Genomic DNA, 12,069 nt, shown 5'->3' with positions numbered 1-12,069 from the left:
GAGACGGTGTCGTGACGGGACACTCATTTGGCCGATTGTTGTAGGTACGCCGGTAAAGGCGTATCCGACAAGCGGGAAGGTTCACTACGACATGGCGATCGAAAAGGGTATCCGATTCAGCGTTGACCACGATGACGCGTTTCCGCAGGGTCTTGTGATGGTGGGCGAGGTTTCGCCGGACAACGAATATCAGTCGCGTGAGGAGAGGGCGCAGGGGCGGCCGACGAGGCAGCGGGTGGACGAGGTGACGGGGAAGCGGCAGTGGAAGTTCATGGCGACCGACCCCGGTGAGACGAAGGCGAAGCGGGCTTCGTTCGAGATCACGTTGCTGGCCGATGTGCAGCCGGTGCCGACGACGGCTGAGGTGATGCCGGGGATGCGGCCGGTGGAGCTGGACGGGTTGACCGCTGAGCCGAAGGTGGCCGGGCAGGGTGAGTACAAGTACCTGTCCTACGTGTTCCGCGCTACCGGATTCAAGGCGGCGGGAAGTGGTGCGGGCGGGAAGGCTTCCCGGTCGACGGCGGGTGAGTCCTCGGCCAAGGCCGCGTGACGGCACTGACTTCTAGAGGGAAGTGGTGTCGTGACGTCGAAAAAGCAGGTGTCTGCGTGGGAGTCGGCGTATCGCGTTTATCGGGACGCGGCGGACGTGGATGCACGGTCGCGGGGCGCGAATCCGGATGTTGCGCGAGAGATGGCGGCGGCGTCGCGGTTGGTCGCTCAGGCATGGCGAGCGCTGGGCAGTGATCCCGACCTGCCGTGGTGGGTGGTCGCCGCCGTGGGGTCCGCCGCGCAAGCCTTCGAGGACCAGGCACGGCAGTGGGAACGCAAGGCGGGAGGTGACGAGTATGCGGGAGGGGTTCGGCCCAACGTGGGTGATCAGCCCGTGGGACGAGGTGACGGTGGAGGAGACTGGTTCGGGTCCGGGGTCGCCCCCGGTGCTGGTGCTGTCGGGCACAGCGGGATCGCTGACGATCCGTCCTCCCGAACATCGGGGCGACTGGCTGAGCCGGGCCGTCTTCCTTCGCCGACTCCGCGATTGCGCGGACGAACTGGCGGCACTGCTCGAAAGCCGCGCACGGACCGGGGCCTGTGATGACGACTCCGGGCAGGAATGAGCCGCAAACACTCAAGGATGCGCACGACGTTGCGGCAGCGACTCGTCCGCTGCCAGGGGCGAGCCTGTCGACGTGGCTGAAATGGCGGCAGGCCAACGCCAAAATGTATCGCGCGGTGTCCGATGTGGACCGCTTTCATCACCACGAGATTCGGTACTGGGTCGCGCACGAGGACGGCAAGGCGGAAGAACTGGCCGCGAGGATTCAGGCGGAGAAATCGGATGCCTAGCAGCGTGCAGGAATGGGGAGGCAACGGCGACGGCTCGATGTTGGACGGCAAGACGGCGGCGCAATGGTTGCGGCGGGCACGTCGATTTCGGCGGCTGACCCAAGCTCAACTGGCCGCGCGATCCGGCATCAGCCCTCGGCACCTCGGCCAACTGGAGCGGGGCGAACGGTCGTTGACCACGGTGACTACAGCGGTCCGCCTGGCGGATGGCCTAGACCTCGCACGGGAGCACGTGTGGTTGGTCGCGCTTCGGGAGTTCGAACGTAAGGAGCGTGCACGGTCGCAGGACTGACCAGATAGGTAAGAACTGAATATCGAAATTTTCGCACGTGGGGACGTGTGGCGAATAAACGCGTCCTCACGTGGCTAAAAAGTGTCCCTTAAAACGCAGAACCGGCCCTTGGCTACCAACCTGTTCCGGTTCTGCGCCTGTCCACTGGAGCAGTGAACAATGACGAAGATAAATGACGGCACACAGTGCGAGTCAACGGGGGTCACCCGAACGCGCTGTACGGAATGCAAACGGTTCGCTCGGCTGCTGCCGGGTGAGGAGAAGTGCTCCCCGTGCCTGGGGATGCTGCCGCTGCCGATCGTGGTTCCCGCTGCTGGTCTGCGGGGTGGTCGGTGATGAACACGCAGGAGATCATGACCACCCTTGCGGTCGGCGGGGGCCTGGCGGTGGTGTTGTGGGTGCTGGCCAAGGTCGGCCGTGTGCTGGCGAGTGTGTTCGAGGCGCTGGCCGCGTTGGCGGTGCTCGGTGTGGCGCTGTGGGGCCTGCTGCGGGCGGTCGGCTGGATTGTTCGGCAACTCGTCGGGCACTGGCGCACCTGCCTGGCGCTGCTGGCGTTGTGGGCCTGGTGCACGGTGCTGGGCTGGGTGTCCCTCGTCGTCACGGTCGGCGTGCTGGCGGCTGTGCTGCTCGTCTGGTGGCGGCTCGATGAGGTCGGGTACGACCAGTGGTGTGGGCGGTGGCTGCGGGCGTGGTGGCTGCGCTGGGCGCTCTACGGGCGGAAACTCGCCGGTTGGCTGCACGCCTGCGGGCTGACTGTCCGGGATGACGCGATCCCGGTCGACGTGACGGTGAACCTGGTATCTCGTCGGCGCAAGCGTGAGGCGGTCGCGAAGGCTCGTCAAGCGTCCGGGGTGGCAGTGCCAAAACTGCTGTCGGTCCGCTCCGGCCCGTCGTGGGATGAGGTCCGGGTCCGGCTGGTTCCTGGGCAGAAGCCGGAAGACTTCGACGAGGTCGCGCGGGAGCTGGCGGTGGCGTGCAAGGTGTCCCGCTGTCAGGTGCGGGAGCTTGAGCCGGATGTGGTGTCCATCGACTTCATGCGCCGTGATCTGCTCGACGAAGCGGTGACGTGCTTGCCGGTCCCGGAGATGGTGTCCGTGGATGGCTCGGGAGTGGATCTGAGGGCGGTGTACGCGGGTTCGACGGAGTACGGGACGCCGTGGACGCTGCCGCTGGTCGGTGGTGGCGCGCACACGCTCGTGGCTGGTGCGTCGGGGTCGGGGAAGGGCTCGGTCCTGTGGGCTCCGCTGGTGTCGGCTGCGGCACCGATCCGCGCCGGTCTCGTCCGGGTGTCCGGGATCGACCCGAAGGCGGTCGAACTTGCTTACGGTCGCGGGATCTTCGCCCGCTACGGGGTGTCCGGCAAGGAAGCCCTGGACGTCCTCGACGCGCTAATGGAGGAGCTGGAGAACCGGAAGCGCGTCTTCGCCGGGAACACTCGTCAGGTCCCGGTCTCGACGGAGTATCCGGTGGAGCTGCTGGAGTTCGACGAGATCGGCGCTCTGACTCGCTACACCGACCGTAAGACCCGTGACGCGATCGTGGAACGGGTCGCGATCCTGACCACGCAGGGGCGGGCGCTCGGGTTCGCGGTCCGGGGCTATGTCCAGGAGCCGACCAAGGAAACGGTTCCGGTGCGGGAGCTGTTCACCCGCCGTATCTGCCTGCGGGTGACCGCGAAGAGTCAGGTCCCGATGGTCCTCGGGGACGGTGCCTATGAGCGTGGGGCGTGGGCGAACCGGATTCCGGAGTCGGCGGCCGGTGTCGGCTACGTATGGGGCGAGGGCATCCGCGAACCCCTGCGCGTGCGGGCCGGGTGGGTTCCGGACCAGACCATCAAGCATCTGGAGCACTACGTCACCAACGGCGGTGCCTCGGTCATCCACCTGTCAGACCGGCGCGGCGAGAGGGGGACGGCATGACCACGACAAATCACCAGGTCGGCACAGGTCCGGCCTCCCCGCCGGCCACGAATGGACGAATCCGCGGTGCGCTCTCGGCGGAGGTCGTGAAGGCCACCGCGGAAAAGCACGGCGTGTGTGTCCGGCCCTTCACGATGGAGGTCGGGGACACCGAAACCGGCGAGATCCGCTACGTGCCCGTGCCGTGCGGGTCGACGGTGGAATCGGTGTGCCTTCCTTGTGCGCGCAAGGCAAAAGCGCTCCGTCAGGCACAGTGCCGTGAGGGCTGGCACATGACCGAGGAACCCGTCATCGAACGGGAAGTGCCGTCGACGACGCAAACGGAGCTGGTGGCGTTCCGGGCTGATCTGGCGGCGGCCTACCGGGAGGCGCTGGCGGTGGGTGACGAGGTCGAGATGGAGGAGCTGCGGGCAGAGGTCGCCTCGGTGGACGAGGAGCTGCGGGCGTCGGGGATGACGGGTCGCCTGCCTGCCCTTGACGTCCCGGAGAAGCGTCCGGTGAAGCGGTCGACCAAGCGGCGGCAGGACGCGCCGAACTTGCCACGCCGCAAGGTCGCCAAGACCACCGTGGGCCGTGAGTTCGCGGGGCGGTTCCGGCCGTCGATGTTCGTCACGCTCACCTGCGACACCTACGGCCCGGTGCGGTCCGATGGCTCGCCGGTGAACCCCTCGACGTATGACTACCGGCGGGCTGCTCGGGACGCGGTGCACTTCTCGGCGCTGGTGGACAGGTGGTGGCAGAACCTGCGGCGGGTGGTCGGCTGGGACGTGCAGTACTTCGCCACCGTGGAACCCCAACGGCGGGCGGCTCCGCACCTGCACACCGCCCTACGGGGCTCCATCTCGCACGAGGTCATCCGGATGGTCACGGAGGCCACCTATCACCAGGTGTGGTGGCCCAACCATGACGAGATCGTCTACACCGATCGGGAACCTTTGTGGGACATGCGTTTCCGGACGTTTGTGGACCCGGACACTCGGGAAGCGCTGCCGTCGTGGGATGAGGCCGTGGAGGCGGTGGAGGAACCGGCGCATGTGGTCACGTTCGGCCGTCAGGTGCACTCCAAGGGGATCTTGGGCGGCACGGAGGAATCGGGGCGTCACATCGGCTACCTCACCAAGTACCTGACCAAGTCCACAGGTGAGGTGGTTGACGCGGACACTGCCGCGCAGCGGGATCACCACGACCGGCTTCACGCGGAACTGTCGGTGACCCCGTGTTCGCCTCGGTGCGCGGTGTGGCTGCTGTACGGCATCAATCCCAAGGGAGCCAGCGGAAAGACCGTTCCCGGTCACTGCAAGGGACGCGCTCACCGTCGAACGACGCTCGGGCTGCCGGGGCGGCGGGTGCTGGTGTCCCGGAAATGGTCCGGCAAGACCGTGGCCGATCACAAGGCAGACCGGAAGGGCTTCGTCCTGGACGCGCTGGCTGCTGTCGGCATCACCAAGGATCAACCCGAACCGGACCGGTTCGTCTGGCGCAAGGTCGAGCCCGGAGACACCCACTGTCCACCACGGGACCACCTGGTGATGCGCGCCATCTCCGAACGGATCACCTGGAAGGCCGAGTACGACCGGGCGCTACTCGCGGCGCAGGGGCCACCCGGCGAAGGTCCGGAAACTTCGGCAACTTCGCTGGCAGCCTGACTTGGGGGAAACGATGAACGACAACGCAATTGAGCTGGACACCCTTCTTAGCACTCCTGAGCTGTGCGGATTCTTGGGTATAAGCCGAGACACGCTCTACGAGTGGCGGGAGATCAACACGGCTCCTCCCGCTATCAAGCTGCCCAACGGCCACTTGCGGTTCGCGCTGACGGCGGTTCGTGAATGGCTGGACGGTAGGCAGGAGCGCGCGGCATGAAACCTACGCATCAGGTCCGGCTGTGGGAGATCAAGACCATGCCGCCGGACAAGAAGACCGGAAAGAAACGACGGCGGCCCTACGGCGTCCGCTGGATCACAGCTGGCGTGGAGCATTCGGAATGGTTCGCTACCAAGGCATTGGCCAAGGCTGAGCTGTCCAAGCTTCAGCAGGCCATGAACCGTGGCGAGGCCTTTGATATCGAGACCGGGCTACCCGAATCGATCTACCGGGAGGAGCGATCGCCGACGTTGCTGCGGGTGGCGCGGGAGTACCTTGTGCAGGTCTGGCCGGATATGTCGCCTCGGTCGCGTGATCGGCTCGTGGATGGCCTTGCTGTTGCTGTGCAAGGGTTTCTGGTCAGTGAGTCGAGCGTTGAACCGGCCTTGGTGCGGCGTGCGCTGACGACGTTTGTGTTGCCGCCTGAGGAGTCCAGAGTTGAGCCGTCGGACGAGATTCAGGACGTGGCGGCCTGGCTTGAGGGCCACTCGCGGAAGGTGGGTGACCTTGCGAGCGAAGACGGGATCTTGGAGCTTGGGCGTGCGCTTCGACGGAAGCTCGATGGTCGGCAGGCGGCTACCCGGACAGTCGACACCCGTAAGAGCGCAGTGCTTCCGGCCCTCGACTTCGCCGAACGGCGCGGCTACCTCGGAGGCAACCCGTTGGCTGGGGTGAAGCTGGTCCACTTCGGCAGTGAGCGTGAGGTTGATCCTGGAGTCGTCGTGAACCCGGTTCAGGCCCGTGAATTGCTGGCTGCGGTCACCTACGTTCGTCCGCGCGGCGGGAACCGGTCATGGCCGCCCTTCTTCGCCACGCTCTACTACGCCGCGCTTCGGCCTGGTGAGGCCCGCTTCCTTGCTGACGTGCATTGCAAGCTGCCTGACTCTGGGTGGGGTGAGCTGGTCCTGCCGAGTTCCCTCGGGAGTTCCGCCGCGCGGTACAGCGACGACGGACAGACGTACCAGGTTCGATCGCTGAAGCATCGTCCGGAAGAGCATCGGCGAACCGTCCCGATCCCTCCGGTGCTCGTTCGGATCTTGGCCGAGCACATCGACAGGGAGGGCCTGGCGGCGGATGGTCGGCTGTTCCGAACCAGTGAAGGTGGTCCGATCAGTCAGTCGTCTTACAGCGACATTTGGAGGTTGGCCCGGCCGCTCGCGTTGCTGCCGGGGGAGGTCGCCTCGCCGCTGGCCGCTCGGCCGTACGACCTTCGCCATGCGGCGGTCTCGTCGTGGATCGCTGCGGGCGTCGCGCTGCCTGACGTCGCGGCGAGGGCTGGGCACACGGTCGACATGCTGACGAAGATCTACGCCAAGTTCGTCCACGGGACGCGAGACGCTGCCAACCGTCGGATCGAAGGCTTCCTTGGCGATGGCTGCGACTAGGCGCGCTACAGTGGATATGCCCCCGGAAAACACCAGGTCCGGGGGCATATCTGCGCTCCAGGCCTGTTCCGTACCTGTTCCGTGGACCCCACCAAGTCGCCGGAGATGGTCACAGACGGTGCCAGACGCTGGTACTTCGGCAACGGGAAGTTTCTTTTGCGAGACAAGGGAATGAGCCCCAGGCCTGCCAGGAAGGTAGTCGCAGAGGGTAACCGGATTTTCGCCGGGACTCAGCCGACAAGAGTGCTAACGCCTAACGGTACCGGGGCATTCCGGCGCAGGTCAAACAAGGTTTCCCAAGGTCACATGAGGACCTGGTCACGCCCTCTGTTCCGTACCTGGTCCGTGCCGGACCGAGATCGGCTCCGGTCCAGGGTACGAGCCGTCGTGAGCGGGACGATCTCCGAGCGTGCCGCCTGACGGTCTCGCCTTCCTGATCCGTGCTCGTTCTGGCAGGCCACCGGGGCCGGGAACGGTCTACGATCCGGCCGTGACGTGGACCGACCGCGTGGACCGGTGGACGCGGGCACACCCGGCCGGTTCGGACCTCCTGCTCGCCCTGGCTGTCGCCGTGCTGCTGGGGCCGGCCTCGCTCGACATCCTCCTGGTCGCCGACTCGGCGGCCTGGGCGCTGTGGGTGGCGGGTGTCTGCGGGATCGTGGTGCACTCCAGCGTCGCGTTGCGTCGGATCGCCACCGAAGCCGCGTTCATCTCCGCCGCTCTCGCGATGGCGGTGCTCGTCGTGCTGCCGAACGCGGTGGTCCGGTCCGAGCCACTGGGGCTGGTGAGCGTGAGCGACAGCATGGAGATCCCGCTGTTCTTCCTGCCGACGTCGGCGGCCTACCTGGTGCTCCTGTACGCCGTCGCCGCGCATCGGCCGCTGCGCGAGAGCCTGCTCGCCCTCGGCGTCAGCGTGCTCGGAGCGGTGCTGTGCACGGCACGGACGGCGACGGCCTACGGCGCGCTGCCCACGGGGTGGCTCACGCTGCTGCTGGCCGTGCTCGCCCTGGTCGCGGCGGTGGCGGGCACCTGGACCGTCGGCCGCTTCCGGTTCGACCGGCGGCGGCGCCTCGCCGACGAGGCCGCGGAAGCCGCCGAGCGTGCCGCGGCCGATGAACGCCGGCGCATCGCCCGCGACATGCACGACATCGTCGCCCATTCGCTGGCGGTCATCGTGCGGCAGGCCGAAGGCGGTTCCGCGATCGCTGCCAAGGCGCCGGACCGCGCCGCACAGGCGCTTTCCGTCATCGCCGGGACCGCTCGCGAGGCACTGGCCGACATGCGGGGCACGCTGCGGGTGTTGCGCGACAGCGAGCCGCGGCCCTCGCTCGCCGGGATACCGGAGCTGGTGGAGCGGGTCCGCGCGACGGGCGTCGACGTCCGGCTGTCCGAGCAGGGGCGGCCCGACGCGCTGACGGCGAACGCGGCCATGGCGGCGTACCGGCTCGTCCAGGAGGGCTTGACCAACAGTGTCAAACACGCGGGTCCACGCACGGCTGTCACCGTCACGATCACGCACACCCCGCGGGTGTCGGTGTTCGTCGTCGAGGACGACGGTGCCGGGGCCGGCGAGCGGCCTTCGCTGCCCGGCACGGGCGCCGGCCTGAGTGGCGTCCGGGACCGCGTACGCGCCGCGGGCGGTACGTTCGAGGCCGGTCCGGTCGACGGCGGTTTCAGGGTGCGCGCGGAGTTCCGCGTCGGCGAACAGGGAGCTTCGGGATGACGATCGACGTCGCGCTGGTCGACGACCAGGAACTCGTCCGGACCGGGCTGGCCATGGTCGTCGACGCGACCGACGACATCCGGATCGTCCTCCAGGCCGCCGACGGCGTGGAGGCGGTCGCGAAGCTCGCCGAGACACGGGTCGACGTCGTGCTGATGGACGTCCAGATGCCGCGGATGGACGGCGTCGAGGCCACCGGGCTGGTCGCCGCCCGCGAGAACGCGCCCAAGGTCATCCTGCTGACGACGTTCGATCTCGACGAGTACGCCATCGCCGGCCTGCGCGCCGGTGCGAGCGGGTTCCTGCTCAAGGACGCGTCGGCCGACGAGGTGCTGCACGCCATCCGCGCCGTCCACGCCGGCGATGCCGTGATCGCGCGCTCCACGACCCACCGCATGCTGGACCAGCTTGCTGTCGCACGCGAACCATCTCCGCTGCTGAAGCGGCTCACCGCGCGGGAACGCGACGTATTGCTGGAAATCGCGCGGGGATACTCCAACGCCGAGACCGCCGAGCGGCTCTTCCTCTCCGAAACCACGGTGAAAACGCACGTCGGTCATCTCCTCGCCAAACTCGAGGTCCGTGACCGGGTGCGGGCGGTGATCTTCGCGTACGAGAACGGGCTCGTACGGCCGAGCTGAGCCGATCTCATCATTTCGGAGGAGGAGCCGAGCACCTCAGGCCGAGGATTCCCACCGCGACGGCGAGCAGCCTGATGCGCATGCGGACAATCGATGGCACTGCCGAAGCGACCACCACCCGCGTCCGGTGGCGCGACCCGGCCACCTGGGGCGGAATTCTCGCGCTGGGCGGCGGCCTCTTCCACACCGTCGTCGCCGGCTTCATGCGCCAGGAAGTCTGGGCGCGGATCTTCGACGAAGGATTCTTCAACACGGTCACGCTGGACCCCACGCCCGACCGGCTCCCCATGGCCGAGGCGTTCTGGCTCAGCCCCGGCAGTTTCGGGGTGCCGCTGGTTCTGCTCGGCGGGCTGGTGCTCCGTCATACCCGGCGCGGCGAACGCGTGCCCGCCTGGCTGGGGTCGGGCGTTCTCGCGTGGGCGGTCCTGCTCGGACTGCTGGGCGGTTTCGACGCCGGAACGATCGCCCTGCTGCTCGTAGGTGCGCTTTTCCTGGCCGGAGCCCGGCGCCGTCGTGGAATCATGAACGCATGACCGAGTTGCGGGATCTGCTGGCCGACGTCGCCGCCCGGGTGACCCGCTACCGCGAAAACGTCGCCGATGTCCCGGTCTTCCCCGAGGACACGACGGGCGTCCGGGAGAAGCTCGGTGACCTGCCGGAGAAACCCGCCTCGCCCGCCGACGTGATCCGGCGGCTGGCGGACGCCGTCGAGCCGGCGCTGGTGGCGAACACCGGCCCGAGGTACTTCGGGTTCGTCACCGGTGGGGCGCTGGACGCCGCGACCGCGGCGGACATGCTCGCGACCGGCTGGGATCAGCCCGCGTTCAACAAGATCACCTCGCCCGCCGCCGCGATCGTCGAGGAGGTGGCGGGCGAATGGCTCAAGGACGTCCTCGGCCTGCCGTCCGGCGCCTCCTTCGGTTTCGTGACCGGCGGGCAGGGTGCGAACACGGTCGGCCTCGCCGCCGCCCGGCACCACGTCCTCGCGCGGGCCGGGTGGGACGTCGAGCGCCGCGGGTTGTCCGGGGCGCCGCCGCTGCCGGTCGTCGCCAGTGAAGAGCGGCACGCGACGATCGACCGGTCTCTCCGCCTGCTCGGCCTGGGCACCGACGCCGTCCGGCCGGTCCGCGCCGACGGCCAAGGCGCCCTCGACATCGCCGATCTCGAACGGACGCTCGACGGACCCGCAATCGTTTGCCTCCAGGCCGGGAACGTGAACACCGGCGCGTTCGACGATTTCGCCGCCGCGACGGAGATCGCCCACCGCCATGGAGCGTGGGTGCACGTCGACGGCGCGTTCGGGCTCTGGGCGGCCGCCGCACCCTCGCTCAAACGGCTGACCGCGGGGCTGGAGAAGGCCGACTCCTGGGCGGTCGACGGGCACAAGTGGCTCAACGTCCCGTACGACTGCGGTTACGCCTTCTGCGCTCATCCCGGGTCGCACCGGGCCGCGATGGCGCTCACCGCCGCGTACCTGACCGGCCAGGGGGAGGGCGGGGTGCGGGCGCCGAGCGACTTCGTGCCGGAATCCTCCCGCCGGGCGCGAGGGTTCGCGACGTGGGCGGCGCTCGGTGAACTCGGTCGTGCGGGGATCGCCGAGATGATCGAGCGATGCTGCGCGCTGGCCAGGAGGTTCGCCGAGAAACTCGACGCGTGCGAAGGCGTCACGGTCGTGAACGACGTGGTGCTGAACCAGGTGCTCGTCAGCTTCGGCGAAGATACGGATCGGGTCGTCGAGGCCCTTCAACGCTCCGGCGAGTGCTGGATGGGTGCGACCACGTGGCACGGCATGCGCCTGATGCGTGTCTCCGTGTCCAACTGGAGCACCACCGAGGCGGACGTCGACCGCAGTGTCGCCGCGATCGAGGCGATCAGGAATCGAGAAGCGTCGTGAACCGGTCTCACCTAGCGTGACCGTCATGGACATCGCCATTCACGGGAGCTTCCTCCCGCAGACCGACCCCGAAGCCGCTCTGGCCTTCTACCGCGACCTGCTCGGGTTCGAGGTGCGCAACGACGTCGGCTACGACGGGATGCGCTGGATCACCGTCGGCCCGCCGGGACAGCCGGTGTCGATCGTGCTGCACCCGCCCGCCGTCGATCCGGGCATCACCGAAGACGAACGCCGCGTCATCGGCGAGATGATGGCCAAGGGCACCTACGCGGGCATCCTGTTCTCCTCCGACGACCTCGACGGTCTCTTCAAGCACCTGCAGGAGTCGGGCGCCGAGGTCATCCAGGAGCCCACCGACCAGCCGTACGGCCTGCGTGACGGCGCCGTCCGCGACCCGTCGGGGAACCTGATCCGTATCCAGCAGCGCGTCTGAGTTCACCGGGTGCGGGCACGGACGTGGACCCGTTCGCCCTGTTCGCCGAACAGGCTGAGCATTTCGACCCGCCCGCGGCCGGTGGCGCCGAACCAGTGCGGCGTCCGGCAGTCGAACTCGGCGGCCTCGCCCGCGCCGAGCACGACGTCCTGGTCGCCGAGCACGAGCCGGAGCCTGCCCCGCAGCACGTAAAGCCACTCGCGGCCGCCGTGCGTTCGCGGGCGGGGTTCGTCGTCGCCCGCCGGGATCGTCATCTTGTAGGCACGGGGCCCGTCTTCGTGCCGGGTGAGCGGGATGAGGGTGCGGCCGTCCGCGGGCGGTTCGAGCACTCTCGGTGACGAGACGATCTCGTCGACGCGCAGGCCCAGTGCGGCGATGACCGGCAGCAGCAGTTCGAGGCTCGGTTTGCGCTGCCCGGATTCGAGCCGGGACAGGGTGCTCGTGGAGATGCCGGTGGCGCGGCCGAGTTCCACCAGCGTGGTGCCCTTCTTCTCCCGGGCGCGGCGCAGCCGGGGCGCGATCTGTTCGATCGCCGCGGTGACGGTGGGTTGGCTCTCCATGCCGCCAGCACAGCA

Annotated in this window: 13 protein-coding genes; 12 read left to right on the top strand and 1 reads right to left on the bottom strand. The window is 68.2% G+C overall.

Annotated elements, in window-relative coordinates:
* The first annotated feature begins 91 nt into the window (after positions 1-91).
* The 12 genes from ACOCEP_RS06040 to ACOCEP_RS05985 all read left to right on the top strand — a co-directional run bounded on the left by ACOCEP_RS06040 (position 92) and on the right by ACOCEP_RS05985 (position 11,494).
* On the top strand, positions 92-550 hold the full coding sequence (locus tag ACOCEP_RS06040; RefSeq protein ID WP_125790294.1) for a hypothetical protein: 459 nt from the start codon (positions 92-94) through the stop codon (positions 548-550).
* Positions 551-1,092: 542 nt separating this feature from the next.
* The gene (locus ACOCEP_RS06035; protein ID WP_465327391.1) at positions 1,093-1,344 is read left to right on the top strand and encodes an AMED_5909 family protein; all 252 of its coding nucleotides are present in this window, start codon (positions 1,093-1,095) and stop codon (positions 1,342-1,344) included.
* Complete coding sequence (locus ACOCEP_RS06030) at positions 1,337-1,636, top strand: helix-turn-helix domain-containing protein (protein ID WP_482336206.1); 300 nt, start codon at positions 1,337-1,339, stop codon at positions 1,634-1,636. Before ACOCEP_RS06035 ends, ACOCEP_RS06030 begins: the two co-directional genes overlap by 8 nt.
* Positions 1,637-1,971: 335 nt before the next feature.
* On the top strand, positions 1,972-3,555 hold the full coding sequence (locus ACOCEP_RS06025; protein ID WP_482336205.1) for an FtsK/SpoIIIE domain-containing protein: 1,584 nt from the start codon (positions 1,972-1,974) through the stop codon (positions 3,553-3,555).
* The gene (locus tag ACOCEP_RS06020; protein ID WP_482336203.1) at positions 3,552-5,201 is read left to right on the top strand and encodes a replication initiator; all 1,650 of its coding nucleotides are present in this window, start codon (positions 3,552-3,554) and stop codon (positions 5,199-5,201) included. Before ACOCEP_RS06025 ends, ACOCEP_RS06020 begins: the two co-directional genes overlap by 4 nt.
* Before the next feature lie 13 nt (positions 5,202-5,214).
* Positions 5,215-5,418 carry a helix-turn-helix transcriptional regulator gene (locus ACOCEP_RS06015; protein WP_482336202.1) on the top strand — a complete coding sequence of 68 codons (204 nt, stop codon included), beginning with the start codon at positions 5,215-5,217 and terminating at the stop codon, positions 5,416-5,418.
* On the top strand, positions 5,415-6,803 hold the full coding sequence (locus ACOCEP_RS06010; RefSeq protein ID WP_482336201.1) for a tyrosine-type recombinase/integrase: 1,389 nt from the start codon (positions 5,415-5,417) through the stop codon (positions 6,801-6,803). Before ACOCEP_RS06015 ends, ACOCEP_RS06010 begins: the two co-directional genes overlap by 4 nt.
* Before the next feature lie 490 nt (positions 6,804-7,293).
* Positions 7,294-8,526, top strand: a complete 1,233-nt coding sequence (locus ACOCEP_RS06005; RefSeq protein WP_482336200.1) for a sensor histidine kinase — start codon at positions 7,294-7,296, stop codon at positions 8,524-8,526.
* Positions 8,523-9,167 carry a response regulator gene (locus ACOCEP_RS06000; protein WP_482336198.1) on the top strand — a complete coding sequence of 215 codons (645 nt, stop codon included), beginning with the start codon at positions 8,523-8,525 and terminating at the stop codon, positions 9,165-9,167. Before ACOCEP_RS06005 ends, ACOCEP_RS06000 begins: the two co-directional genes overlap by 4 nt.
* An 80-nt stretch (positions 9,168-9,247) precedes the next feature.
* Complete coding sequence (locus tag ACOCEP_RS05995; RefSeq protein WP_482336197.1) at positions 9,248-9,700, top strand: DUF6463 family protein; 453 nt, start codon at positions 9,248-9,250, stop codon at positions 9,698-9,700.
* Positions 9,697-11,061, top strand: a complete 1,365-nt coding sequence (locus tag ACOCEP_RS05990; RefSeq protein WP_482336196.1) for a pyridoxal phosphate-dependent decarboxylase family protein — start codon at positions 9,697-9,699, stop codon at positions 11,059-11,061. The genes ACOCEP_RS05995 and ACOCEP_RS05990 overlap by 4 nt, the downstream gene beginning before the upstream one ends.
* 25 nt (positions 11,062-11,086) lie before the next feature.
* Positions 11,087-11,494: a VOC family protein gene (locus tag ACOCEP_RS05985; protein ID WP_482336195.1), complete on the top strand. Its 408-nt coding sequence runs from the start codon at positions 11,087-11,089 to the stop codon at positions 11,492-11,494.
* Positions 11,495-11,496: 2 nt separating this feature from the next.
* On the opposite strand, the gene ACOCEP_RS05980 is transcribed toward ACOCEP_RS05985, so the two are convergent.
* On the bottom strand, positions 11,497-12,054 hold the full coding sequence (locus ACOCEP_RS05980) for a helix-turn-helix domain-containing protein (RefSeq protein WP_482336194.1): 558 nt from the start codon (positions 12,052-12,054) through the stop codon (positions 11,497-11,499).
* Positions 12,055-12,069 lie beyond the last annotated feature (15 nt).

It is taken from the genome of Amycolatopsis sp. CA-211722 (genome assembly GCF_056828465.1).
This window is presented reverse-complemented; position numbering and strand designations above follow the sequence as displayed.

Excerpts from the sequence above, each read along its gene's own strand:
- ACOCEP_RS06040 (WP_125790294.1), top strand. The coding sequence starts at position 92 with ATGGCGATCGAAAAGGGTATCCGATTCAGCGTTGACCACGATGACGCG.
- ACOCEP_RS06035 (WP_465327391.1), top strand. The coding sequence starts at position 1,093 with ATGACGACTCCGGGCAGGAATGAGCCGCAAACACTCAAGGATGCGCAC.
- ACOCEP_RS06030 (WP_482336206.1), top strand. The coding sequence starts at position 1,337 with ATGCCTAGCAGCGTGCAGGAATGGGGAGGCAACGGCGACGGCTCGATG.
- ACOCEP_RS06025 (WP_482336205.1), top strand. The coding sequence starts at position 1,972 with ATGAACACGCAGGAGATCATGACCACCCTTGCGGTCGGCGGGGGCCTG.
- ACOCEP_RS06020 (WP_482336203.1), top strand. The coding sequence starts at position 3,552 with ATGACCACGACAAATCACCAGGTCGGCACAGGTCCGGCCTCCCCGCCG.
- ACOCEP_RS06015 (WP_482336202.1), top strand. The coding sequence starts at position 5,215 with ATGAACGACAACGCAATTGAGCTGGACACCCTTCTTAGCACTCCTGAG.
- ACOCEP_RS06010 (WP_482336201.1), top strand. The coding sequence starts at position 5,415 with ATGAAACCTACGCATCAGGTCCGGCTGTGGGAGATCAAGACCATGCCG.
- ACOCEP_RS06000 (WP_482336198.1), top strand. The coding sequence starts at position 8,523 with ATGACGATCGACGTCGCGCTGGTCGACGACCAGGAACTCGTCCGGACC.
- ACOCEP_RS05995 (WP_482336197.1), top strand. The coding sequence starts at position 9,248 with ATGCGGACAATCGATGGCACTGCCGAAGCGACCACCACCCGCGTCCGG.
- ACOCEP_RS05990 (WP_482336196.1), top strand. The coding sequence starts at position 9,697 with ATGACCGAGTTGCGGGATCTGCTGGCCGACGTCGCCGCCCGGGTGACC.
- ACOCEP_RS05985 (WP_482336195.1), top strand. The coding sequence starts at position 11,087 with ATGGACATCGCCATTCACGGGAGCTTCCTCCCGCAGACCGACCCCGAA.
- ACOCEP_RS05980 (WP_482336194.1), bottom strand. The coding sequence starts at position 12,054 with ATGGAGAGCCAACCCACCGTCACCGCGGCGATCGAACAGATCGCGCCC.